General features: G+C 64.9%; 23 protein-coding genes. 10 read left to right on the forward strand and 13 right to left on the reverse strand.

The annotated features are described in order from the left end of the window. Positions 1-140: 140 nt before the first annotated feature. The 4 genes from CSQ99_RS26135 to CSQ99_RS26150 all read right to left on the reverse strand — a co-directional run bounded on the left by CSQ99_RS26135 (position 141) and on the right by CSQ99_RS26150 (position 6,158). A complete protein-coding gene (locus tag CSQ99_RS26135; RefSeq protein ID WP_099041907.1) occupies positions 141-1,136 on the reverse strand; it encodes an esterase family protein in 996 nt (331 codons plus the stop codon). 215 nt (positions 1,137-1,351) lie between these two features. Further along, entirely contained in the window at positions 1,352-2,584 is a 1,233-nt protein-coding gene (locus CSQ99_RS26140) for an alpha-hydroxy acid oxidase (RefSeq protein WP_099041908.1), read from the reverse strand. A gap of 11 nt (positions 2,585-2,595) precedes the next feature. After that, entirely contained in the window at positions 2,596-3,996 is a 1,401-nt protein-coding gene (locus CSQ99_RS26145; protein ID WP_099041909.1) for a mechanosensitive ion channel domain-containing protein, read from the reverse strand. A gap of 2 nt (positions 3,997-3,998) precedes the next feature. Beyond that, complete coding sequence (locus CSQ99_RS26150; protein ID WP_099041910.1) at positions 3,999-6,158, reverse strand: adenylate/guanylate cyclase domain-containing protein; 2,160 nt, start codon at positions 6,156-6,158, stop codon at positions 3,999-4,001. Positions 6,159-6,210: 52 nt separating this feature from the next. On the opposite strand from CSQ99_RS26150, the gene CSQ99_RS26155 reads away from it, so the two are divergent. Then, a complete protein-coding gene (locus tag CSQ99_RS26155) occupies positions 6,211-6,660 on the forward strand; it encodes a DUF1810 domain-containing protein (RefSeq protein ID WP_099041932.1) in 450 nt (149 codons plus the stop codon). Here the strand turns inward: CSQ99_RS26155 and CSQ99_RS26160 are convergent. The 3 genes from CSQ99_RS26160 to CSQ99_RS26170 are packed head-to-tail and all read right to left on the reverse strand — an operon-like array spanning position 6,635 to position 10,148. Further along, positions 6,635-7,963, reverse strand: coding sequence for an alpha-amylase family protein (locus CSQ99_RS26160; RefSeq protein ID WP_099041911.1), 1,329 nt, complete (start codon positions 7,961-7,963; stop codon positions 6,635-6,637). The two genes, CSQ99_RS26155 and CSQ99_RS26160, sit on opposite strands and share 26 nt — an antisense overlap. Beyond that, positions 7,960-8,439, reverse strand: coding sequence for a nucleoside deaminase (locus CSQ99_RS26165; protein WP_099041912.1), 480 nt, complete (start codon positions 8,437-8,439; stop codon positions 7,960-7,962). Before CSQ99_RS26165 ends, CSQ99_RS26160 begins: the two co-directional genes overlap by 4 nt. 29 nt (positions 8,440-8,468) lie before the next feature. After that, entirely contained in the window at positions 8,469-10,148 is a 1,680-nt protein-coding gene (locus tag CSQ99_RS26170; protein WP_099041913.1) for a tetratricopeptide repeat protein, read from the reverse strand. A 192-nt stretch (positions 10,149-10,340) separates the two neighbouring features. Here CSQ99_RS26170 and CSQ99_RS26175 point away from each other — a divergent pair, with 192 nt between their 5' ends. Then, positions 10,341-10,988 carry a hypothetical protein gene (locus tag CSQ99_RS26175; protein WP_099041914.1) on the forward strand — a complete coding sequence of 216 codons (648 nt, stop codon included), beginning with the start codon at positions 10,341-10,343 and terminating at the stop codon, positions 10,986-10,988. 47 nt (positions 10,989-11,035) lie between these two features. On the opposite strand, the gene CSQ99_RS26180 is transcribed toward CSQ99_RS26175, so the two are convergent. The 5 genes from CSQ99_RS26180 to CSQ99_RS26200 all read right to left on the reverse strand — a co-directional run bounded on the left by CSQ99_RS26180 (position 11,036) and on the right by CSQ99_RS26200 (position 16,473). Further along, complete coding sequence (locus tag CSQ99_RS26180) at positions 11,036-12,646, reverse strand: SulP family inorganic anion transporter (RefSeq protein WP_099041915.1); 1,611 nt, start codon at positions 12,644-12,646, stop codon at positions 11,036-11,038. An 11-nt stretch (positions 12,647-12,657) separates the two neighbouring features. After that, positions 12,658-13,350, reverse strand: coding sequence for a cysteine hydrolase family protein (locus CSQ99_RS26185; protein WP_099041916.1), 693 nt, complete (start codon positions 13,348-13,350; stop codon positions 12,658-12,660). Continuing rightward, on the reverse strand, positions 13,347-14,753 hold the full coding sequence (locus CSQ99_RS26190) for an allophanate hydrolase (RefSeq protein ID WP_099041917.1): 1,407 nt from the start codon (positions 14,751-14,753) through the stop codon (positions 13,347-13,349). Before CSQ99_RS26190 ends, CSQ99_RS26185 begins: the two co-directional genes overlap by 4 nt. Positions 14,754-14,822: 69 nt before the next feature. Further along, the gene (locus CSQ99_RS26195; RefSeq protein ID WP_099041933.1) at positions 14,823-15,494 is read right to left on the reverse strand and encodes a GntR family transcriptional regulator; all 672 of its coding nucleotides are present in this window, start codon (positions 15,492-15,494) and stop codon (positions 14,823-14,825) included. Positions 15,495-15,654: 160 nt separating this feature from the next. After that, the gene (locus CSQ99_RS26200; RefSeq protein WP_099041934.1) at positions 15,655-16,473 is read right to left on the reverse strand and encodes an alpha/beta fold hydrolase; all 819 of its coding nucleotides are present in this window, start codon (positions 16,471-16,473) and stop codon (positions 15,655-15,657) included. Positions 16,474-16,549: 76 nt separating this feature from the next. Here CSQ99_RS26200 and CSQ99_RS26205 point away from each other — a divergent pair, with 76 nt between their 5' ends. Together CSQ99_RS26205 and CSQ99_RS26210 are read left to right on the forward strand one after the other, a co-directional pair. Further along, the gene (locus CSQ99_RS26205; protein WP_099041918.1) at positions 16,550-17,107 is read left to right on the forward strand and encodes a TetR/AcrR family transcriptional regulator; all 558 of its coding nucleotides are present in this window, start codon (positions 16,550-16,552) and stop codon (positions 17,105-17,107) included. A 37-nt stretch (positions 17,108-17,144) separates the two neighbouring features. After that, positions 17,145-17,771, forward strand: a complete 627-nt coding sequence (locus CSQ99_RS26210; protein ID WP_099041919.1) for a PaaI family thioesterase — start codon at positions 17,145-17,147, stop codon at positions 17,769-17,771. On the opposite strand, the gene CSQ99_RS26215 is transcribed toward CSQ99_RS26210, so the two are convergent. Beyond that, positions 17,743-19,731, reverse strand: a complete 1,989-nt coding sequence (locus tag CSQ99_RS26215) for an FUSC family protein (protein ID WP_099041920.1) — start codon at positions 19,729-19,731, stop codon at positions 17,743-17,745. The two genes, CSQ99_RS26210 and CSQ99_RS26215, sit on opposite strands and share 29 nt — an antisense overlap. Before the next feature lie 392 nt (positions 19,732-20,123). Between CSQ99_RS26215 and CSQ99_RS26220 the strand changes: the two genes are divergently transcribed. The 6 genes from CSQ99_RS26220 (at position 20,124) to CSQ99_RS26245 (ending at position 24,039) form a co-directional block, all read left to right on the forward strand. Continuing rightward, entirely contained in the window at positions 20,124-20,960 is an 837-nt protein-coding gene (locus CSQ99_RS26220) for an SH3-like domain-containing protein (RefSeq protein ID WP_099041921.1), read from the forward strand. An 81-nt stretch (positions 20,961-21,041) separates the two neighbouring features. Next, complete coding sequence (scnC, locus tag CSQ99_RS26225) at positions 21,042-21,707, forward strand: thiocyanate hydrolase subunit gamma (protein ID WP_099041935.1); 666 nt, start codon at positions 21,042-21,044, stop codon at positions 21,705-21,707. Beyond that, positions 21,704-22,066, forward strand: a complete 363-nt coding sequence (locus CSQ99_RS26230; RefSeq protein ID WP_099041922.1) for a thiocyanate hydrolase — start codon at positions 21,704-21,706, stop codon at positions 22,064-22,066. Before scnC ends, CSQ99_RS26230 begins: the two co-directional genes overlap by 4 nt. Positions 22,067-22,092: 26 nt before the next feature. Continuing rightward, on the forward strand, positions 22,093-22,809 hold the full coding sequence (locus tag CSQ99_RS26235) for an EthD domain-containing protein (RefSeq protein ID WP_099041923.1): 717 nt from the start codon (positions 22,093-22,095) through the stop codon (positions 22,807-22,809). A gap of 5 nt (positions 22,810-22,814) precedes the next feature. Continuing rightward, positions 22,815-23,258, forward strand: a complete 444-nt coding sequence (locus CSQ99_RS26240; protein WP_099041924.1) for a TIGR03618 family F420-dependent PPOX class oxidoreductase — start codon at positions 22,815-22,817, stop codon at positions 23,256-23,258. A 16-nt stretch (positions 23,259-23,274) separates the two neighbouring features. After that, positions 23,275-24,039 (forward strand): enoyl-CoA hydratase/isomerase family protein, encoded by a 765-nt coding sequence (locus tag CSQ99_RS26245; protein WP_099041925.1) that lies wholly within the window; start codon positions 23,275-23,277, stop codon positions 24,037-24,039. The last annotated feature ends 334 nt before the right edge of the window (positions 24,040-24,373 follow it).

The following is a 24,373-nucleotide window of genomic DNA, read 5'->3' on the forward strand; positions in this document are numbered from 1 at the left end:
ATGCAGGCGTGCAGGAAGTTACCGGCCGCTATCCACGCCTTGGTGAAACATTCAGCGACCCGAGGGCGAGATCTCCCGACGCAAATGCCAGGGAGCCTGCCGTTCGGGGGTTACGGCAGGCTCCCTGTTGTGGGTGGAACTCAGGCGGTGGCTTGCGCCCCCAGCACCCGTTGGATATCGGGCTTCATCATGTCGAGCTGCTGACCCCAGTAGCCCCAGCTATGCGTGCCCTGTTGCGGGAAGTTGAACACCCCGTTGGTGCCACCTGCGGCAACGTAGTTGTCCTTGAAGCTGACGTTGGTACGCAACGTCAATCCCTCGAGGAACTGCGCGGCCATCATGTTGCCGCCGCCACCGCTGGTGTCCAGATCCGACGGCGTACCGGAACCGCAGTAGATCCAGACCCTGGTGTTGTTGGCCACCAGCTGATTGATGTTGACCATCGGGTCGTTGCGCTTCCACGCCGGATCCGAGGACGGACCCCACATGCTCTCGGCGTTGTAGCCGCCCGCGTCGTTCATCGCCAGTCCGATCAGCATCGGCCACCAGCCCTCGGACGGATTGAGGAAGCCCGACAACGATGCGGCGTAGATGAACTTCTGCGGATGGTAGATCGAGTACGTCAGCGCCGTGGCGCCGGCCATCGAGATGCCCACCACCGCGTTGCCGAGCTGCGAAACACCCTTGTTGGCCTCAAGCCAAGCGGGCAGCTCGTTCGTCAGGAACGTCTCCCACTTGTAGGTGTAGTCCTGGCCGTTACCCCGTGACGGCTGATACCAGTCGGTGTAGAAGCTCGACATGCCACCTACGGGCATGACGGTCGACAGACCGGACTGGTAGTACCACTCGAAGGCCGGGGTGTTGATGTCCCAGCCGTTGAAATCGTCCTGCGCGCGCAGCCCGTCGAGCAGGTACACCGCATGCGGACCTCCACCCTGGAACTGCACCTTGATGTTGCGGTTCATCGACGGGGAGAACACATCCAGATACTCGACCGGCAGACCCGGCCGGGAGAACGCACCAGCTGTCGCCGAACCCCCGACGAAGCCGATCAGCCCGGGCAGAGTCACCGCCGCAACGGCGCTCACCGCCAGCTTGCGGAACCACTTACTCCGAAACCTCTCAAAGACCTTCATAACGGCAACCAACCCACCTTTCATTGCGTGCCACAAAGCATTTGCCGTTGCTCTGCCTGCGTAATGAAACACGTGGACGGGGCGAGTCCGGCCCCGCAACACACGGTTGCGATATCGCGGTTGGCTAACGATTCCGACTCGGCGAGGACTCGCCGAACAGCGGATATGTAGCGTGGCCAGTGGGAATTGTGTGACTGGAGTGATTTCGTGCCGGGCTACGACACGCCTCGGCCAAACCGGTGTAACTGTGTCACGTGCCGAGGCACCAGCTCGTCGAGCGACGTCACACCGAGAAGCCTCATAGTCCTACTGACCTGGCCCGACAGGATCTCGATGGCGCGGTCGACGCCCGCCTCGCCGCCGGCCATCAGGCCGTACAGATACGCGCGCCCGATCAACGTGAATCGCGCTCCCAGCGCGATCGCCGCCACAATGTCGGCGCCCGACATGATGCCCGTGTCCAGCAAAACCTCGGTGTCGTTTCCGAGTTCCGCGGCGACGCGTGGCAGCAGGTGGAATGGCACCGGTGCGCGGTCGAGTTGGCGGCCGCCGTGATTGGACAACACGATTCCGTCGGCGCCAAGGTCGACCACTGACTTCGCATCCTCAAGTGTCTGAATTCCCTTGACCACCAGCTTGTTCGGCCACTGTGTCTTTATCCAGGCCAGATCCTCGAACGTCACGGTCGGGTCGAACATGGTATCCAGGTACTCCGCGACGGTGCCGGGCCACCGGTCCAGCGACGCGAACGACAGCGGTTCGGTGCTCAGCAGGTCGAACCACCAGCGGGGGTGCGGCACCGCGTCGAGGACCGTGCGCAGCGTCAGCGCCGGCGGTATCGACATCCCGTTGCGGGTGTCGCGTAGACGGGCTCCCGCGACAGGGACGTCGACAGTGACCAGCAGCGTGTCGAAGCCCGCGGCCGCGGCCCGCTCAACCAGCGCCATCGACCGGTCCCGGTCCTTCCACATGTAGAGCTGAAACCAGTTGCGACCATGCGGATTTGCGGCCTTGACATCCTCGATCGAGGAAGTCCCGAGCGTGGACAACGAGAACGGGATGCCGGCGCGTGCGGCGGCGCGTGCGCCGGCGATCTCGCCTTCGGTTTGCATCAACCGGGTGAAACCGGTCGGCGCGATCCCGAACGGCTGATCCACCCGGTCGCCGAGCACAGTGGCCCCGGTGTCTATTTCGGCGACATTACGCAGGATCGTCGGGTGAAATTCGATGTCGCGGAAAGCCTGTCGTGCCCGCCCCAACGACAGCTCCTCTTCGGCGGCGCCGTCGGTGTAGTCGAACGCCGCCGTGGGGGTGCGTCGTTTCGCGATGCGCCGCAGATCCTCGATCGTCAGTGCACTTTCGAGTCGGCGTTGCTTCAAGTTCACCTGCGGCTTGCGGAACTGCAGCAGCGGGGCCAGTTCTTGGGGTCGGGGTAAGCGGCGCTTCATCGTGACCGCGCTCAGTCCTCGGCCGCGGCCAACGCCCGCCGCAGGCTTTCGCGTCTTTCTTCGATGGCACGACCGAAGTCCTGCAGCAACACCGGTTTTCGCGACACCAGGTCCTCGATGACAGCGCGATCCATCTGCAACACAGTCACTTCGTTGAGCGCATAGGCGGCCGCGGTCACCGGTTCGAGTGTCAGCGCCGTCTGACCCAGGAAGTCGCCCGATTCAAGCGTCCGGACGGGAATGATGCCACCCGCACGGTCGGTCGCCGCGAGCCTGACCTTCCCGTTGACAATGAACGTCATCCGCTTGGGGACCTGCCCCGTGTGCTGGATGTACTCACCGGCGCCGTAACGCGTGACACGGACCTGGGGGAGCAGACCCTCCTGGTCCTGGTGATTCAGCCGCAGGGTCGGCGCGATGATCCGCAACGACGTCTGCACCCGTTCGGATGTGGAGAACTCGTCTTCGGCCTCGTCGAGATGCAGACCGGCGCGCCGTGAGGCGTACCAGACCCAGCGCAGGAACTGTGATTTGGCGGCGAAGTCATCCGCGGGGGAGCGCACCGGAACTCCCGTGCTGTACTCCTGGGAGTCGGAACGTACGCTGGACGGCGTCGCGCCCGGTCGTAACTGTGGCAGCATGGCGGCCACGCGGTTCAGCATCGCGATGACGTCGTCGGGTGGGTCGTTTACCGAAAACACGGTGGTGACACTGAGTGAGTGGGTGCCTGCCGGTCGGCTGAAGTTCTTGAACGAGGCGGCGGCCAGCGCTGAGTTGGGCATGATCATCATGCCGCTACCGGTGTCGATATGCGTGGCGCGCCAGTTGACTTCCACGACGCGACCACGTGCCGACGGCGCGTCGATCCAGTCACCGAGCTGAAACGGCTGTTCGAACAACAGGAGCAGGCCCGAGATTATCTGCCCCACCGAGTTCTGCAGCGCAAGGCCGATCACGATGGACGTCACGCCCAGCGCGGTGAACAGGCCACCCACATTCGCGCCCCAGATGTAGGCGAGCATGATGGCGAGGCCGACGGCGATCACCGCGAATCGGGCCACGTCGAGGAAGATCGACGGGATTCGCTTGCGCCAGCTGCCTTCCGGCGCACCTTGGAACATCGTGGCATTCAGGCCGGACAGCAGCAGAACCAGTACGACGAAACCGAACACGGTCGCGACGACCCGCACCGGCGTCGCCTCACCGGAGACCTGGATGGCCTGCACGAGCAGGATCAGCAGTGCACCCAGCGGCAGTATGTAGTTGCGCACCAGATGCACCGGACGGGCCAGCCCGCTGCCGCGGCGTAGCAGCGCGTTGTGCAACTCGGTGAGCAACACCAAGCAGACGGGGAAACCGACGGCCACCCCGACGGCCCAGTAGAACCACGGAGAATCGAACACGCTGCTCATCGCTACGCCAGCCGCCAGACGGGCTGTTCTTCGCCGTCGACGGTGATCACGCCCGAAGAGGTGAAGTTTCGGCTGTCGCGAATCGTGTCGTAGACCGTCGCCGTGACATAGACGCCCGGTTGCGGCGAGCCGCTCTGTACCTGGTACGCCAGGTTCACCGCCGACCCCCACATGTCGTAGGCGAGGGTGGACCGTGCGACCAGGCCGCTCGTCACCGTTCCGGTATCGATGCCGGCGCGCAGCTGTAGCTCGTATCCGGTCTCGGCGTTGAACCTTTCGATAGTGCGTTGCATCTCTATCGCGAAATCGACTGTGCGCTTGACGTTGTCGAGGCGCGGCACACTGAGCCCGCAACTGGCCAGATAACCGTTGTGCAGGGTGCGTACCTGCTCGACGCCGAGATTCTCTGCCGCGGCGTCGAATTGACGGGTCAGCTTGTTGACGATGGTGAGCAGCTCGTCGGAGTTCAGCTCCGATGACAGCGCGTCAAGTCCGACCACATCGGCGAAGATCACCGTGACGTCCCGGTGATCCTGTGCAATCGTCTCCTCGCCCTCCCGGTAGCGCTGCACCAACGGCTCAGGCATCAGGGACAACATCAGCCGGTCGTTTTCGCGGCGCTGCTCGGCGAGCAACTCCTCCTTGATGGTGAGGTTGCGGCTCATATCGTTGAAGGCGGCGGTGAGGTCGCCGAACTCATCGCGTGAATGCACGGGCAGGGTGATGTTGTAGTCCCCGGAACTGATTTTCTGCGCGCCGGCCTCGAGCCGGCGGATGGGTCGCACGAACAATCGCGCGAGCAGCATTGCGGCCAGGCAGACGACGAAGATGATCACGACCGTCGACAACACCAGCGTGCGGGTGAATGCCGACACCGGGGCGAACGCCTCTGCCGTGGTGATCTTGGCGATGACGTTCCATCGCAGGCCCTCGATGTTGGCAGGGGCGTAGGCCTGCAGGGTCTCGTAACCCAGATAGTCCTGCGCGATCAGCGTGCCCGATTGTCCGCGCTGCGCGAGTTTGGTGGCCTCGGTCGGCACCGGCTGTACCAGGGTCGTGCCGCCTCGCTCGATGGCCTCCTCTGCGACATCGGGTGGTGTGCCGGCCTCGACGACGTCGCGCTTGTAGGCCTCGGGATCCTCGAGGAACAGCCTGGAATCCGACCGCATCAGATCGTCGGGGCCGACGATGAACGTCTCGCCCGTCTTGCCCATGCCGGACTCCTGCCAGCGCCGGTCCATCGTCATCAGCCGGTTGATTTTGGAGATCGGGAACTGCAGCGCCAGCACCCCGTCGACCCTGCCCTGCGGGCCGACCGGCGACATGAACCACGCAGTGGGCTCGTCGGCCGGTTCGTATTCTCCGAAGTCGGTGATGCCTACGTAGTCAACGGTGTTCGAATCGAGCGCCGCACTGTATGCGGCGGCCAGCGGTCCGCCCTTGAAGGGGCCGGTGAACACGTTGGTACCGAGATCTACACCCTTGTACGCGGTGTAGATGATGTTGCCGCGGGTGTCGAACAGCAACGCGTCCTCGAACTCGAACCGCGTGACGATCTCTCGGAAGAAGTCGTTGTACCGGGCGTTGGCGGCCGACCAGGCGCTGCCGTCGCGGGCATCGTCGAACTTGATCGACTTATCCCAATCGGAGAATGGTGCGGTGTAATAGGCCTGGAGGTAGCGCGCGGCGTTGGTATTCGGCAGCACCGCGTCGATGTCCACATCGTCGCCGATCGCCTTTTTGGTCGGTGCGAACTGGTTGGTGTAGTAGTCGACGAGGGACTGCTGTTGCGCCGGGCTGATGGTCGCCGCGTTGAGCTGGTCGAAGCCTGCGGTGAAGGCCTGGATGGCCTGCGTCGACGTGGCCCCTCGCGAGTAGATCACCAGCGAGTCCTTGAGGTCCCCGATGCCCTCCTGCAGCTGGCGGCTCTGCGACTGGCGAGTCTCCGTCAGCCGGTCGAAGACCGACTCACGCAATGACGACCGGCCGGACTGGTAACCGATCGCGCCGACCACGGCCGCGGAAAGGACGCTCGTGACGAGGAGCATCATCAACAACTTCGACTGAATGCTGACCCGGGATGCGACCGGTAGCCGCAGATTTCTGGGCTTTTTGGTCCGCGCAGCCGGGGTCGACGATTCCGGATCAACAATTGTCGTCATTGAATCGCAAAGACTATCTTGCAAAACTTGCGAAGGAGGGGGTGTGCGCAAATTGTTGTCATCTGAGCGCGCCGATCCGTTCGATCTGCGGCGGTTCGTCGACGCCCAGGATCGCGTCTACGACACGGTGCTGGCCGAACTGCGCAGCGGTCGCAAACGCAGCCACTGGATCTGGTTCGTATTTCCTCAGCTGCAATCGCTCGGCCGCAGCCCGACGGCGATCCGCTACGGCATCGCCTCGCTGGCCGAGGCGAAGGCGTATCTCGGCCACGAGGTGCTTGGCCCGCGGCTGCGGGAATGTGCTCGGGTGGTTGCCGGCGTCCGGGGCTCCTCTGCTGACGAGATCTTCGGCTGGCCGGACAATCTCAAAGTGCGTTCATCGATGACGCTGTTCGCCCGCGCCGCCGAGTCCGCCGAAGTGCAAGCCGACTTCCGCGCGGTCCTGGATCGGCTCTACGACGGTGTCGAGGATGCGCTCACGGTCGAGCAGTTGGCGCGATGATCAGCCAGCCGTGCGCCTCGACCTCCGCGTGCGAAACGACGTCCTGAGGTGGTGCCCCCGACCCTGCGACGATGGTGCCCGCATCGAAGCCGGCCTCGGGCAGCGAGACGGACAATGGTGAATCGTCGATGTTGAGCGCCACCACCAGCACGTCGGCTCCGTTGCGTGTCTCGTAGACGTACTGGCGATTGGTCAGCTGCAGCGGTGAGGTGCGCGCTGTGTGCAGCCATGGATGTCGCCTGCGCAACCCGATCAGATACTGGTGCAGTCTGAACTCATCGTGGCCGAGCCGCTCGACACCTTCTGGCGGAGAACCGAATTCGGGCCGCACCGCATCGTCGCCACCGAATCGCTCCTCTTTGACGCCCCGGTAGGCGGACTCGTCGCCGGCGTAGACACTTGGTGTGCCGCCGGTGGTCAGCAGGACCACCAGCGCGTGGTCGAGGTGCCTGATGTCATCGAGGCGGCTCGCGATCCGGGTGACATCGTGATTGCCGAGGAACGTCATCGGCACGAAGGTGTCGAGGAATTCGTTGTGCCGCACCAGTGCCCAGTCGAGTTCGTGGAAGTTCTGATCGTTGATGCCGCTCCAGATCGCCTTCCACAGTTCGTATTGCGTCACGGCGTCGAAGCCGCCGTCACGCACCCGCGCCGAATAGTCGCCGTGGATGACCTCCCCGACGAACCACGCGTCCGGAAACGCCGAGCGGACGCGGGGCAGCACCTGGGACCAGATCCGGTCCGGCACCGCGTAGGCGGCGTCGAGACGCCAACCGTCGGCCCCGCGGGCGAGCCAGTGCGTCATGACGTCGACGATGTAGTCGATGACCTCGGGGTTGTCGTGATCGAGGGAGATCAGCTCGCCGTGGCCCTCGAAGGTGTCGTAGCCGACCTGAGAACCGTTGCCCCCCTTCCGGAACCATGATGTGTTGGCGAAGTCCGTGCCCACGTGGTTGAAGACGCCGTCGAGCAGTACCCGTAACCCGCGGCCATGCGCCTCGGCGACCAGGTGGTCGAAGTCCCCTTCGTCCCCTAGCCGGGGATCGATGCGGTAGTGGTCGGTGGTGTCGTAGCCGTGGGTGCGCGATGCGAATATCGGCCCCAGCGCCAACCCTGATGCGCCGAGTTCGATGACGTGATCAAGCCATTCGACGATGCGGCGCAGCCGGTGCTCGTGGGCGCCAGGAGGGGCTTCCGCCGGGTACGCGCCGACGAAGCCCAGGGGATAGATCTGCCACCAGATCACATGCTCGACCCACGCCGGCTCTGTGGCGGATGTGCGTCGGCGCGAAGACCCTGTCACGGCCGGAACTTCCCCTCGTAGAGTGCCTTCATCTCATCGGCATACTCGAGCGCTGGGCCGTCGACGTCGACGCGCGGGGCGATCGTCGTGATCGGCAGCGGGGCGACCGGCGGTGGGTTGGCCCCCCACTCGGTCAGCCAGCGAGTCAGTTGTTCCGACGATGTGGCGTACACGATGCGGCCCAGACCAACCCATGCGTGGGCGGCCGCGCACATCGGACAGTGCTCGCCCGAGGTGTACACCGTCGCGCCGGCCCGCTTGTCGGGCGTCAGATTCGCGACCGCCCACGCAGCGATCGCGAACTCGGGGTGGCGGGTGCGGTCACCGTCCTTGACGCGGTTGCGGTCTTCGAAGAGCACCTGGCCGGCATCGTCGACGAGGATCGAGCCGAACGGTTCGTCGCCGTCGGCGAGCGCTTCGCGCGCGAGTTCCACACAACGGCTCAGGCGTTCAAGATCATCGTCGTCGATGGCCACAGTCGATGAGTTTACGGACCGGGATGGTGTCAGGCGCCCGTGATCGCTAGCCGGCATGCACACGACGCCTGAATCGGCACATCGACTCGTGCCAGCATCAAGTCGAGTTGTTGGCCGATGATCGCCGCCTCGGCTGTGCGTCCGAGGCGTTGCAGGCATTCGTGATAGCCGTGCAGGCTCCACACATTGCCCGGATGCTGACACGGCCTGGCCAATTCGGGATCGAGGCCGAGGTCGGCGGCATACACCTCGGCGGCCTCCTCGACGCGGCCTTGTTCGAGCAGCAGCGCACCGTAGGCGTGCCTGGTCGGTTGCATCCAGCCCCACGGCTCATCGTAGGGAAGTGAGTCGTCGAGTTCGATGGCTCGTCTCAAATGGGCGAACGCCTTATCGAATCTGCCTTCCCGGTAGGCGATTTCGCCGTCCAGCATCTCGGCGGCCACCGCGAGGATGTCGAGGACGGTGTTGTTGAACAGGTACCGGGTTTCCGGGATGCGCGCGTACGCCGCGGCGAAAGCCGCGCGTTCGGCGTGCGCCTGCGTCAATTGGCCCTTTGCGGCGTGTGCGACGCCACGGCCGTAGTGGATCGTGGCGGCGGTGCTGCAGTACAACGCGGGATTGTCGGGCAGCGGCGCCGCGATCAGATCGTCCCACCGTCCGAACCGGACGAGCACGTGTGTCCGCAACGGCACGAATGCCTCTAACCAGTCGGCCATCGGTGGCGACTCGATGACCAGCAGTTCAGGTGTGAGTTGACCGGCGAGTTCGGCCGCGGCATCCAGAGCGGTCCGCGAATTGCCCTCGAACATCGCGGAGTACACCACGAAGTGCAGGTTGTGTGCGCGGTAGAGCGAGTAGAAATTCAGGGGTCCCTCGCGGTCGACGAATCGTCGATCCACCTCTACCGCTGCGAGATTCGCGACCACCGAATCGCGGTAGTTGCCACACAACACATCGATGTGGCTGGGCATGTGCCGCAGATGTCCCGCATCGGGCACGAGATCTCGCAGCAGGTCCGCGGCGGCAAGAGCGTCCTGCGGGCTGCCCGACATCTCCATCATGTGTACGTAGAGGTGCAGGATCCCGGGGTGCTCGCGGCCCGCGGGCGTGGCCAAAGCGTCGTCGAGAATGCGTTTGGCCTCGATCACCCGTGAGCCGGGGGCGGGCTCACCGGTCCTGGTGTCCCACAATGCCCACGCCGTCAGGTTGATCAGTGCGTCGGCGGCCAGCGTCTGCACGTCGATGTCGTCGGGATATGCGGTCGCCAACTCTGTCATTGCGTCGGCGTATGCCCCGGAGCCAGCCTGCAGGGCGTCGGCGTCGTTCGGATCATCGGTGGGGAAGCGGGTCTGCAGCGCCTCGATCAGTCTTCGTTCAACCGCTGACGCGCGACCCGTCGTGGCCAGCTGCAGTTCCATCCGTGCGCGGGCCAACGCGGCCCCCAGGTCGACCGGGTCGAACGCCTCCCAGGCCTTGTTGTAGTTCGGTCCGATCGCATAGGCCACGCCCCATCGCGCGATCGCCAGATCTTGGTCGAGCTCCAGGGCACGGTCGAAACACCGAATGGCTTCCTCGTGGTTGAACGCATAGGACCAGATCAGCCCGCGGTCGCACCACACCTGCGCCAGCGGCGACGGGGACTCGACCGACCGGTGGTAGGAGCCGAGGTCGTAATACGTATCGGTCGCGCCGGGGCTGGCTACCGTCATGGCTCGCACGATAATTCAGCGGCGGGCAAAACGGGAGGCCGAAGGCACGCATCACCGCCCGGTGTCGGCCGCGTGTCCCGGGGCGCGACACGCCGATCTTGATTGCACAAACGACACCAAAGCTATTGACGGTGATGTAGATGTATATCCGCCGGTCCGACTATGGCCCGATGCACTCTTGGAGAGGAAATCATGGATATCGCGCGCTTATCCGTTACGAGTTTGGCGGTGGCGGCTCTGGTCGTCGGGGTCACCGCTGCCGGCTGCAGCAAGAGCGAAGACTCCACGTCCGAGTCGACGTCGGCCACCTCATCGAGCACATCCGCCGAGGAAACCTCATCGGAGGCCACGGCGGAGAGCACCGCGGAGGAGACCAGCGCACCCGCAGAGCCGACCGACTACGGCACACTTCTCCTTCCCCCCGCCGATATGGGTGGCGACACCCAGACTCCGGGCGGTATCCAGTTGAACCCGGGCGGCAATCCCGGTGCGGCCCAGGTGTATGCAAGTCCGGACGGCAAGCAGCAGATCATCGACACGATCCTGGTCTTCCCGGACGTCGCTGCCGCCGACTCGAATTTCCAGAGCAACACGGCCACGCTCAACACCGTGGTCACCGGTCCACCGGAGCCACTGGAGGTCGGTACCAACGGCGTGATGGCCGTGGGTACATCACCCGACGGCAGCAAGGAGGTCACCGTCATCCTGTTCACCCAGGACAGGGCGCTGGTGTCGCTGAACTTCGAGAGCGAGCCCGGTGACCCGGTTCCGCCGGAGGTCGCCACCGACATCGCCACGAAGCAGGCCGCTGCCATAGAGGCGAATCTGCCTGCGGAGTAGCCGGACGCGACATCGTCGCGGGTCACTGGCCCGCGACGATGTCCGTTTCAGTGGCCCGCCACTATGTCCGTTTCGTCGACCTCGACCGGGTCCTTGGCGCCGGGCAGGAATGCATACGCGACGCAGACGACTCCGAAGAACACATAACCCAGCGCGACTGCCGGGCTGGCCGCCCACGCCACCTCAGGTGCGTGGATGAGCCCGATGAACGAGAGCACCGCGCCGACGGCTGAGGCGATGGCGGCGTAGAAGAACTTCTTCTCGAGGATGAACGTCACCATCGTGCCCAGAATCAGGCCGACGAGCACCGCGCCCTCACCGAGGGTCTTGAGCCCCTCGTAGACCACGCCCGCACCGTTGAGTGCTTCCATGCCCACCTCGGCCGCCGAGGTACCCGCCGCGTTCAATGCGTTGTCGATGAGGCCATGGGCCCACTGGGCGAGGTTGGGCAGAATCGCGGCGACCACTGCGATGGCATGCAGCCGAGGTACCGCCTGAAAGGCCTGCGCGCCGATCAGAAGGCCGATGTAGAGCAGGATCGGCACGATCGCGGGAACGGGCAGCAGCGCATCCAGCACACCGAAAAGCCCGACGAAGCATAGGATTCCGATCACTACGCCGCTGGCAAGGGAATAGCCGGCCCGGCCGCCGGCGTCCTTCCATCCCGGGTGGCCGATGTACACCGCCGGCGGGAAAGGTGAACCGAACGCTGAGCCGATGACTGCGCCGGCGCCGTCAGCCAGCAGCACGCTGCGCAGGTTGAAGTTGTCGCCCGCCGCCGCGGCGCTCTCGACATTGCTCATCGCTTCGGTGAAGTTGTAGACCCCCAGCGGAATGGCGGTGCCCAGCAGGGGAGCGAGGTCGGCCAGACCCCTGAGCAGCATGTCGATTCGCAGGTCCGGTATCCCGATGGCGATGTCTGAAACCGCCTGTCCGACATCGGGTGCCGACATGTAGCCGCCCGCCCACCCGATCGCGGTTCCCACCAGCAGTGCCACCAGACCGACCGGGATGTTGCCGGGCAGCTTCACGTTGGTGAAGAACCCGATCAGGATGATGGCCAGCACCGGTAAACCGATCCAGGCCACCTCCCACATCTGTGCGGCGGGTCGCATCGAGATGAAGGTGATGGAGATCCCGGCCAGCGTGCCGAGCATTGCCGCGCGAGGCGTCAACTTGCGGATGTAGGGGCCGACGAACGCGCCGATCATGACGATGACGCCGATGAGGAAGGCCCATGCCAAGCCGGCCTGCCAGGCCTGTATCGGGTCGTCGGTGTTCAGGTACACCGGCAGCATGACGACGAAGATCACGATGAACATGTGCGGCACGCTGGGCCCGTAGGGCAGCGCTGTGACGTCGGTTCTGTTCTCCCGCCGGGCGAGTCGGCGCGCCAGGAATGTGTAGTACAGGTTTCCGAGTATCAACGCAACGCCAAGCGCGGGCAGCACCGTGCCGAGCACATCGCTTGCCGGCACGGCGATGACTCCGATCATCAGCACTGTCAGTGTCAGAACATTGACCAGGATGTTGAAACCGAGTCCGAAGAATGCGTTGAGGTCACCGCGTGTCCACCACGGGATCGCGGGAGCGGGTGCACCAGGTGCGGGCGGGTCCACCGATGGGTCGGCGGGTGAATTGGTGACGTCGGTGCTCATGGCAGTTCCCTTCAGGCGGCCGTGGCGGTCAGTGTCTGCAACGCGGGGACAACGGCGGCTACGTCGGCAACCCAGCCGAAGATGCCGCCCTGGGCCTTGACCATCTCCAGGCCCACGCGGTGGAACTCGGGGAAATATGAACCCACACAATCGGATACGACCAAGCACTCATAGCCGCGGTCGTTGGCCTCACGGGTGGTGGTATGCACGCAGACCTCGGTGGTGACCCCGGTGATCAGCAATTGCGTGACACCCGCTGCGGCGAGCACGTCCTGGAGTTCGGTGGCGTAGAAGGCGCCCTTACCCGGCTTGTCGATGACGACCTCACCGTCGATGGGCGCAAGTTCGTCGACGATGTCGTGCCCGTACTCGCCGCGGATCAGGATGCGTCCGTACTTGCCCGGATCGCCGATCCGTTGCGACGGTGCTCCGCGATTCAGCTTGGCCGGCGGGCAGTCCGAAAGGTCGGGCCGATGGCCTTCGCGGGTGTGGATCACCATGATTCCCGCTGCGCGCGCCGCGGCGATCAAGGTCGCCAACGGAGGGACGACCTTCAATAGCCGGCTGACGTCGTTGCCAAGGCTCTCGCCGAAACCGCCCGGCAGCAGGAAATCCCGCTGCATGTCGATGACTATCAGCGCAGTCTTGCCTGCGACGAGCGTGAACGGCGAAGGTTCCGCCGTGACTTCGATGCGCTTGTTCATATGTGCTCCTCGACGGCGGCGGGTTGTACGGATTCCGGGAATGACGGTTCGCGTGGTTCGTCGAGCAGGTTCGCCGCGAATTGCAGAACGGTGTCATCGGTCAGGGCGGCGCCAAGCAGCATCGCACTGTAGGGACGGCCGTCCGGTGTGGTGCCCAACGGAATTGCGACGCCGAGTAGGTCGAGCAGATTTCCGAAATGGGTGTAGTGGCCGAGCATCGTATTGCAGTCGATCGGCGCCGCGAGCACCTCGGATACGGTGAACGTGGTTCCGACGGTGGGCACCACCAGCACATCCATCGACTGCCACAGCCGCGCCGCCGATGCCTTGAGTTCGGCCAGTCGTTGCAGTGCCGCGAAGGTGTCGACCGCCGTGTACCTCTGACCGCCCCGCAGGATCTCCCGCACGACCGGATGTATGGAATCCGGTCGCGCGGCAAGGAAATCACCGAACTCCACGAGGCGTTCGGCAACCCATGGGCCCTGGTACAGCAGCGAGCCGGCTGCTAGAAACGGTTCAAGGGACACGTCGACCACGGTGCAGACCCGAGACGCCTGCGCACGAAACGCGATGTGCGCGTCCCGCATCACGGTGTCGCCGAAGAACTCCAGTTCCTCGACGGGAGGCAGGCCCACCCGGATCGGGTCTCCGCCGTAACGCGGTCCGCGGTCTCGCGTCCAGGCGTCGGCGTCATCGCGGCCAACCATCACATTGAAGACGCGGTCGACGTCGTCGATCGAGCCTGCCATCACGCTGATGCAGTCCAGCGATTTGCAGGCAGGGACGAGGCCGACCGTGCTGATCAGACCGCGCGACGGCTTGAAACCGACGACTCCGTTGAGTGCCGCGGGGACACGTCCCGACCCGGCGGTGTCGGTGGCCACTGCGAACGGAACCTGCCCCAGCGCCACCGCAAGTGCCGAACCCGAACTCGATCCGCCGCAGATCAAGTCGCGGCCGTAGACGCTGCGCGGAATTCGGTATGGGGTACGGGTGCCGTTCAGTCCCGTGGCGAACTGGTCCAGGCTGGTCTTGCCGACGTACAGCGCGCCGGCCTCGAGCAGCTTCTGCACCACCGGCGCGGTCGCCGTCGCGACGTAGGCGTAATCGGGGCACGCCAAGGTCGTGACGACGCCCTCCACGTCGATGCTGTCCTTGACGCCGAACGGCACACCGTAGAGCGGCAAAGTCCTTGCACCAGGACGGGTCTCGATCTCTTCGGCTGCCGCGAGTAACTGTTCGCGCGGGACTGTGGACAGCCAGGTGCCGTCGTCACCACGAGCCGCAATGGCATCGGCAACCCGTGCCGCAGTCTTGGTCGGTGAACCGGTCCCGGCTGCATGCGATTCCAGGATCTCGGCCACGGAAGGTCCGATGCACGGTCCGTGCGCGTCAGCAGCCATATCTGTCGATTGTCGACAGAATGATGGCGATCGCGGGTCGGGTGTGTGTCGTTCTTGTTAGCGATCTTGTCAGCGCTGCAGTCGCGGGTCGAGATAGTCGAGATGGCCATGCTCATTCAGCGCGGCGATGACCACCGACTGATCGTTGGTCGCGAGTGCCGTCAGAATCGCCTGATGCCGATCGATGCCCTCATGTGCGCTGCGGTGGCGCGCCTCGGCACGGATGTTCATCGCCATCGGCAACTGCAGTTTCAGCAAGATGGGCTCGAGCGCGATGTCGAGTTGGCGGTTGCCTGCGAGTCCTACCACGGCGGCATGGAATAGACGATGCGCATCGTCGCGGCCAAGGTCGTCGGTGGCGGCGCGCATCGCGTCCAAGGCCGACCGCACCGATTGCAGAGACGTGTCAACATCCGCCAGCGGTAGCGCCGACTCGATCGCGTGGCATTCCAGCACGTGGCGTAGCGCGAAGAGTTGCAGGATGTCCTCCGACGACCACTCCGCGACGCGTGAACCCCGGCGCGGGAAACGTTCGACCAGACCCTGTTGAGCAAGTAACCGCAACGCCTCCCGCAGCGGTGCTCTGCTGATTCCGAGGTCGGCGCAGAGTTGCTCTTCGACGACCTTCTGACCGGGCTGTAGCGCGCCGCTGAGGATGGCCTCGCGCAGGCGGTGTTCGGCGACTTCCACCAGCGTCGCAGGCAGCGCCCTGCGCGCGTCGTCGATCCGTGGCGCGGTCATGGCGGTCAATCGTAGGAACTTATCGTCCGGTTCGCTTCGTTGTCGGCGGGTGCCCGACCTCACCACCACAGCGTCGCGCCGGCGTCGACGTTGGCGCCCCTGCTGAGCCGTGCCGGCAATCGACACACCTGGCGCGGCTTCGGCTCTGCCGCCGGCAGGCTCACAGTGGGCGGGTGACGCCCTGCCGGACCCCGTGTGTGGCATCCACGAACGGCAGCACGGTGTCGAGCCAGGCCGCCGGCTCGGACGAGAACACGACGTGTCCGGTTCCAAACGCCTCGAGCGTCGAGCCTTCAATGGACTCGGCCAGCTCCCTGCCCCAGCGCATCGGGGCCGTCGGATCCTTGGCGCCCCAGGTGATCAGCACGGGTGCGGCGATCCGGGAGGCTCGCATCCGAAGGTCGTGCCCGGGATCGGTGAAGCTCTTCCACAGTGCGGCAGCAATTTTCGCGCCCTCCGCGGTTCTGGCGCGGCCCACGACGCGACGCACGATGGCTTCGTCGGTGGAGGTCTTGGGCTGCATGTACGCGCGGACGAAGGCTCCGAACACCGCCCTGACCACGACGGGCCGCCCCATCACGGCGCACATGACGCGGGTGAACACGCTATGCGGTGTGAAACCTCCCGTATTGACAAGAACGACGCCCGAAACCCGCTCCTGCCGTTCGAGCGCGAGCCGGCACGCCGCGTATCCGCCGACGGAGTTCCCGACGACGACAAGATTGTGTAGGTCGAGCAGTTCGGCGAATTCAACCAACAGATCGCCGAATTGAACGGCGCGCAGGGGTACCGATGGTAGTGGAGAGGCGCCATGTCCCGGCCAGTCGAGAGTGAGTACGCGGCGTCCCTGCGCGAGTTCGGCGCGCACGGAGTCGAAATCGGTGTGGTCGTGCAGAGCGGCGTGCAACAAGAGAATCGTCGGGCCCGAACCCTCGTCGGTGTAGGACACGGTTCCCAGCCTGGTCAGCAGTGTGGGCATCGCGATCCCTTCATTGACCGGTCGGTCGGTCAAATACACCGTATGCTCGAGCCGACGTTCTGGCAAGGGAGGCACGGTGGAGGTAGCCAACAAGCGGGTGGCCGCGGCCCAGCAGACACGCACCAAATTGATAGAGACCGGCTTGGTGCTCGCCGAGGAACTCGGACTCGAGGGTCTGAGTGTCAACGCCGTTGTCGCCGCTGCAGGAGTGTCGAAAGGCACGTTCTTCCACCACTTTCCGGATCGGGTGTCCTATCTGGTCGCCCTGCACCGTCGATTCCACGACGTGCTGTTCGAAGAGGTCACGGCTGCCATCGGCGACCTGAAACCGGGTAGGGACCGACTTGGCGTCGCCGCGCGTACCTACCTCGACGCCTGCCTGCGCGATCGCGGTGTCAAGGCGTTGCTTCTGGAAGCGCGCGGTCATCTCCCGATCGCTGACGAGGTGACGCGGCGCAATCGGATGAATGTCGAGGTCGTGGCGGCCGATTTCACCGCGCTCGGTTGGGCCCATCCCCGCCAGGCGGCGCGACTCTGGGTCGCGGCCACCGCAGAATGCGCACTGATCGAACTCGAACGAGGCCGCCGCGACGCCGCCGCGCGCGCGAGCCTCAACGATCTGGTACGGGGCTGATTCGACAACCTCCACTAGAACGTGTTCTAGTGCACAGATGGTGCAGTACACCGATATCGGAGACGTCTCCGCCGCGGAGGTCGACCGCATGCGCACCGTCTACGGTGCACTCGCCGAGTCGGTCCGCGAGCTCATCGATGCCACGATCCGTACCGAGGTCGACGCCGACGAAGTGGCGGCGGTGAAATCCGAGATCGACGCGGCGACAGCACGGTTGCGGTCCGAGCAGTGCGACGGGCCGTTCGGGGTGCGCTTCACCACCGGTGGGGATCGTTTGGCGTGGGGGAACCCGGTGATCGGGATCCGCAATCCGATCGCACCGCCGCTGCGGATCCAGCGCGACATCGACGGCCGGGTGTTCACCGACTTCCATCTGGGTGCGGCATACGAAGGTCCGCCGGGCCACGTGCACGGGGGTGTCTCCGCGTTGGTCCTCGATCATGTGCTCGGAGAAATGGCGGCCAGCGAAGAGACGCCGCGCTTCACCGGCACCATCACGCTGCGCTATCTGCGACCCACCCGGCTGGGAGAGCTGCATGCCGAGGCAAGAATCACCCGCACCGACGGATTCAAGGCCTACGCAGCCGGCCATCTCGCGGACGACGAAGGCATCACCGTCGAGGCGGAGGGTGTCTTCATCCAGCCGAAGTGGGCTCGCGGCTAGGGACGATCCCGGTGAGGCTGCGCGTGATGGCCGCGATCTCGGAGATCAGTACCCGCGCCGCACCGTTGTCGCCTGGCAACGGCCCCGCCTGCGCCCGCACCAGCTTGTCCGCCGCCGTCAACGCGGCGACGTCGACCGTCCAGGGCAGTGCCGGATTCGGCGGAGCCCCCCGCAACGCTTCGACGTAGTCGTCGACCGCCGCGATGAAATCGGGGGTGAGCGTGGCGGGCGATTGTGTCGGCAGGCTGCGTTCCAGCGACGTGCACGCGCTGGTGACCGCGTTGAGTGCGGTCCGGTAGGACCTCAGCCACCGCCGCAACTCCCGCGAGTCCATCCGTGCTGCGCCGGACGCTGCTTCGAATGCGGCGCGGGCGCGAAAGGCGCGCTGCCACGCCGCCGACATCGCATCGGCGGGATGATCGAGTTCATGAACGAAGGCTTTGACCACTGTTGCCGCATAATCGATTTCGGTCTTGAGCAGTTCGCCGGCGCGTTGCTGCAACCGCGTCAGCGCGTGGTCGGGCAACATCACGTGGGCCATCACCGCCAGTCCGCCGCCGATCACCACCGAGAACAGCCGGTCTTCTACCGTTGCGCCCGCCGAGGTGGCGCTGATTTCGAGTAGGAACACCGCGGCCGCGGCGACCCCCGCGCTTGCCGCGATGTAGCCGAACCGCTCCACCCAGTACGTGATGGCCAGACACGCCACGGTCAACACCGCGGCCGTCACACCCGTCGGCGCCCAGATCATGGTGATCAGGGACGCGACGAGGATTCCACCGGCCAGGCCCCCGACGCGCCCGACGCAGCGGGTGTAGGTGTGCGCCGTCTCGGGGCGAAGGACGAAAAGGACCGTCAGTGCGATCCAGTGGCCGTGTGCGATCGGGGCGAACCGATCGGCGGCCGTCGCCAGCGCCGCCGCCGTCGCTAGCCGCACGGCATGACGCAGGATCGGTGACGCCCAGGTCAAGTGTGTCCGAACTCCGGTCAGGGCCGTCCGCAGCGGGCTGATCACGTCAGGTTGGAGCAGATCCGGGAACCGGAACTCGGCCGCCTCCTGCAGTTGCTTCGAGAACCGTTGTGCAGCTGTTGCTTTCGGCCCATTCAGCGTCGCCACTGCAGTGTCGACGCGGACCAGGGCGTGCTCGGCCTCGCGTCGCGCGTTGTGCTTGTTCTCGGCGATTGCATCGAGCGCGACCGCCGCGTCGTTCAGCATCTGCGAAATGCGGTCCCGCTCACCTTCTTGGGTTCCCCGCAGCGCGAGCAATGCCACCATCAACCGCTCGGGCAGCCGATGCCCGCCGTGATAGGCCTCCGGCCGCCTGGTGGCCTGGGTGTCGGCGAACGCATCCCGCAGCCAGGTCAGTTGGGCCGCTTCCAGCGGTGAGTCGAAATCCGCGGCGATGCGCCGGGCATCGGTGGCCAGTGACCGATAGGCCCATGCCAATGCATCGCCCTGCGTTCGCCAGCGTTGCGGCGGCCAGACCGCGATCAGCGCCGCCTGCACACAGCCCGCGGCGATCGTCAGGAGCGTCGGCAGCGCGACGGATGTCACCGATGGTGCGTCCTGCGGCGCAACGACCAGTAGCGCGCTGCCTGCCGCAGCGACGAGGCCCGCATTCTTCCCGAGCGCCCACTGCATTCCGGCTGCCAGGCACCACACCGCCACGACGATGATGAAAAGGACGCTGTACGCCGACGTCAGCGAGCCGACCAAGACGGCGCCACCCATCTGCAACGCCACGATGACGACGAGTTGCACGCGTCCGCCGGGGCTGTCCTGCAACGCGATGGCACCACACACCACCCCGGCACCGGCCACCCACATCGTGGCTGCACCGGTATCGAGCGCAATGGCGAGGATCGCCATGGCCAGCACCCCGAGCAAGCTGCGAACCACCGCACCGATGTCCGGCGTGGGCGGTCGCAAAGCGTCGAAGACCCGACTGCCCATGACCATCCACCCATTCTGACGCCACCGACCTCGATCGACGCTAGAACTCGCCTCGAGTCACCCGACCAACTAAGCGGCTTCGCTTTTCGGATAGCCGCTCTCCGTAGTTTGCCCGGCCGTCAGTTTGCCTGTGGTACTGGGCAAGCCCGCTCCCGCTTACGTATTCGTCAGCCGTTTCGGTGCCGTACGTCTTTGATTCGGCTGTATAGATTCATGTCGCCCGATAGACTCGGCCCGGGTCAAGAGAGCTGCCGGGAGGTGCCGATGCCCATCAATGCTGTCGTATTCGACGGCGTTGCTGGATTCTGCCCGCTGCTCCGGACACCGCCAGATTCCGCCGTTCAAATTCGCCCATCAGCAATGCGAGCCGGCGTGTCGGCCCGACGAAGGGACCCTCGATGAGCACAGCAGCGGAGCGCGCGGCTCAACTGGAACTGACGTCCAGATTGAAGTCGGCGTATCCCGAACTGCCCGACGCGCCGACCCCGGACATGTTGGACCACGGTCGGATCACGGCATACCTCAAGCCGGTCCACGACGTCGGGGGCGAGCCGGACGCGCCGATGAAGTACGAGAACAAACAGTACGAACTCTGGGAGCACATGACGTATGTCATCTGCGAGGTCCTTGGCTGGCGTGGCATCTGGCTGTCGGAGGAACGACGCCGGATCGGCAATGTCGATGTCGGGCGGGCGGAGTATCTGGGGCTGCCGTACTACGGCCGTTGGCTGATCGCTGTCGCGCGGGTCCTTGTGGAAAAACACCACATCGGACTGAGCGAGCTGAGCGAGCGGATGGCCGAGGTCCAGGCGCGTTACGCGGGCGGGCTGGACGGCAAGACGCTGGAAGCCAAACCGAAATCCGAGGGCGACGGATCGCACGTCAAGCGCAACGAGCATGCCGAGGAAGCGGCCGGGAAAGGCGATCCGCAATGCTATTCCGGGCAGGCCGACCCGCCGAAGTTCAAGGTCGGCGACCCGGTGGTGGTGCGCGAACTCCCGGTGATCTTCTACACGCGCACGCCGGAATACGTGCGCGGCGCGACCGGCGAGATCGAGGCCGTCGCCTATGAGAGCCCGGCCGCCGAAGACGAGACGTGGGACCGTCCGGTGCGACCCGAGTGGTTCTACGTCGTGAAGTTCAACATGTCCGAGCTCTGGTACGGCTACACCGGAACTGCTGACGACGTCATCTCCACCGAGATCCCCGAGCGCTGGCTCGAATCCGCCAAATAGGCGCCCGAGAAAGGATTGGCATTGTCTGACCACGGTCACGATCACGACCACGACCACGACCACGACCGGACCGTCGCCCCGATGGTCGACGAGGTCACCGACTTCGAAGTCTTGGAGATCGCGCTGCGCGAGCTGTGCATCGAGAAGGGCATCTTCACCGCTGAGGACCACCGCCTCATGACCGAGTTCGCCGAGCAGATCGGTCCTACGCCGGCAGCCCGTCTGGTGGCAAAGGCGTGGCTCGATCCGAAGTTCAAGGAACTCGCTCTCGCGGAACCGATGACAGCGAGCAAGGAAGTCGGTGTGGACTGGTTGCACCCAACGGGGTGGGGGACACCGAGTGACTTCACCGCGTTCCAGATCCTCGCGGACACACCGACGGTGCACAACGTGATCGTCTGTGCGTTGTGCTCGTGCTACCCGCGGCCGATCCTGGGCAACTCGCCCGAGTGGTACCGGACACCCAATTACCGTCGGCGCCTTGTCCGCTGGCCGCGGCAGGTACTGGCTGAGTTCGGACTCTATCTGCCGGACGAAATCACAGTCCACGTACAGGATTCCAATCAGAAGCACCGCTTCATGGTCATGCCGCTTCAGCCTGAGGGCACCGAGGACTGGACCGAGGATCAGCTTGTCGAGATCCTCACGCGCGACACCCTGATCGGCGTGGCGCTGCCCAAGGCCGGCGTCACCACCAACATGATCGTCGACACCCGTCCGGCCATTCACCCGGGCAACGCCGGATGAGCGCAGCGCAGAATCCGGCGTCTGCTCGCGTCGCCCCGCTGGACGAGATCGTCGAACGCGACCAGGTCTGGTCACGGATGGCCGCGAAGTGGGGTGTGGAAAATCCGGTGCCGCCGTGGAAAACGAGCCTTGACGGCATGTGCGACGCGCTCGATCGAGCCTCCTGTGACGAGAACATCCCCGACTTCAAGCAGCGGCGCGACGAGGAGGACGAACTCTCCGCCACGGTGTACGCCAACCTGCCCTACCCGGAGAACCAGCTGATGTCATTGGCGCATTCGCTGGTGGCCAGGGGCGTCATCGACGAGGCGGAACTCAAGGCGCGTCTGGCGAGCATCCGCGTGAGGCTGGAAGCCTGACCACCTCCACGCGCTAGGTTCGACCCGTGGAGAAAGTCATCATCACCCTGCAACGTCCCGATTCCGACGAAGCATGGTGCACCAGGATGCGCACTGAGGTCGTTGCCGACCTACTAGAGCTGGGACTGCCAGGCCTAGTGGTCAACGTGCGCGACGACGTCGTGCGCAATTCGCTCATGACGCTGACAACGCTCGAACCGCCCGTCGTGGGGATCATCACCGTGTGGGCGCATCAGTCCTACGGCGAGGCGGTGACTGCGGCGCTCACGCGGCTGCAATCCGAAGCGGATCACGTGGCCGCCTATTTGGTCACCGAGTCGGTGCCGCTGCCGCCACCGGCGACGGCCGAAGGAGCGCGCACGGATGGCTTCGCCAACGTTGCACTACTGCGCAGACCGGCCGACTTGGACGATGCGACTTGGCGGCAGCGGTGGCACATCAACCACACACCGGTGGCGATCGAAACGCAGTCGACCTTCGGCTACACCCAGAACGCGGTGGTGCGTGCCTTGACGCCGAGCGCTCCGGTGATCGACGCGATCGTCGAAGAACTCTTCCCCGAAGCGGCGATCACCGACCTGCACGCGTTCTTCGGCGCTCCAGACGACGACGAACTCAGCCGCCGGATGGAGCGAATGGTGGCCAGCACCACCGCATTCGGTGCGAATCGCGACATAGACACCGTACCGACGAGCCGCTACGTCTATCGAACGCCGTTCGTCGCCGACAACAGGATTGGGTGATAGAGATGACCACACTCGAAGAGGCGTCTGCCTTGGCGGCCGACGACAGCGGCCTTGCGGTGGTCTCGACCGTCCGCGCCGACGCCACCGTCCAGGCATCCCTGGTCAATGTCGGTGTGCTGCCGCATCCCGACACTGGACAACCCGCGCTGGGGTTCGTCACGTACGGCAAGGTCAAGTTGGCCAACCTACGCGCGCGTCCTCAACTGGCCGTGACATTCCGTAATGGATGGCAATGGGCCACCGTCGAGGGTAGGGCCGAGTTGGTGGGCCCTGATGATTCACAGGCGTGGCTCACCGATGCGGAGCAGCTTCGACTGCTGTTGCGCGAGGTGTTCACGGCCGCTGGTGGAACACACAGCGATTGGGCCGAATACGACCGGGTGATGGCGGAGCAGCGACGCACTGTCGTGCTTATCGCACCCGCTCGGGTGTACAGCAACGGTTAACGCATACGCTGCTGGCGTGATTCTCGAGATTGCCGACGACCAGCGGGTGCGGACACTAACCCTCAATCGGCCCGACGTCCTCAACGCGTTCAACGAAGAGCTGTACCACGCCACCGCGATTGCGCTGGGGGAGGCGGCAGCCGATCCGGAAGTCGCCGTAGTGCTGTTGACCGGTGCGGGGCGGGCGTTCAGCGCGGGCAACGACCTCAACGAAATGCAGAGGCGAATCACCGATCCCGAGTTCAATCAGCAGGGCAGTCACTTCTCGACGATGATCGACGCACTAGCGGACTTCTCCAAGCCGCTGATTTGCGCGGTGAACGGAGTCGGAGTCGGCATCGGCGCGACCATCCTCGGCTACGCCGACCTTGTGTTCATGTCATCGACCGCACGGCTGAAGACCCCGTTCACCAGCCTTGGTGTGGCACCCGAAGCCGCGTCGTCGTATCTGCTGCCGCGGCTGATGGGCCGTCAGAACGCCGCCTGGTTACTGTTGTCCTCGGAGTGGGTGGATGCCACCGAGGCGTACCGCATGGGGCTGGCGTGGAAAGTCTGTGAGCCCGACGACCTGTTGTCAGAGGCCCGCCGACACGCCGAAATTCTTGCCTCTCGACCGATTTCGAGTCTGACAGCGGTGAAGCAGACGATCATCGCGCCGACGCGCGACGGGATCAACGCGGCAACCGCCAGAGAGATCGAGCACTTCAAGGTGTTGATGGGCGCCGCTGCGAACGCGGAAGCCCTTGCCGATTTCACCGGTAAGCGCGGCCCGGCCGAATAACCCGTCGCGTCGTCAATTCCCTTGCGCCTCTTTGGTATTAATTAGCCTCACAGGCCACATTGCGGCGACGAGCTTGTCGGTGGTCGCTTGTATGTTCGAATCATGTTGGCGACTCCGGTGGATGTGGCGATGGCCGCGCTGCGGGCCGCCCATGAGTCGTTGGCCGACCGACGCGAGGGCTCTTATCGGTCGGCGCGGCCCGGGCGAACAGCTGATATGTAGGCATCGTTTGTCAATAGGCAGGTGAAAGCCGCCCCGGTTTTGATGCCGGGGCGGCTTTCGTTTGATCGGAGTCAGTCGGTGCCGCGGCGGTCGTTGGTCAACGACGATGGTG

It is taken from the genome of Mycobacterium neglectum (assembly GCF_002591975.1).
Taxonomy (GTDB): Bacteria; Actinomycetota; Actinomycetes; order Mycobacteriales; family Mycobacteriaceae; genus Mycobacterium; species Mycobacterium neglectum.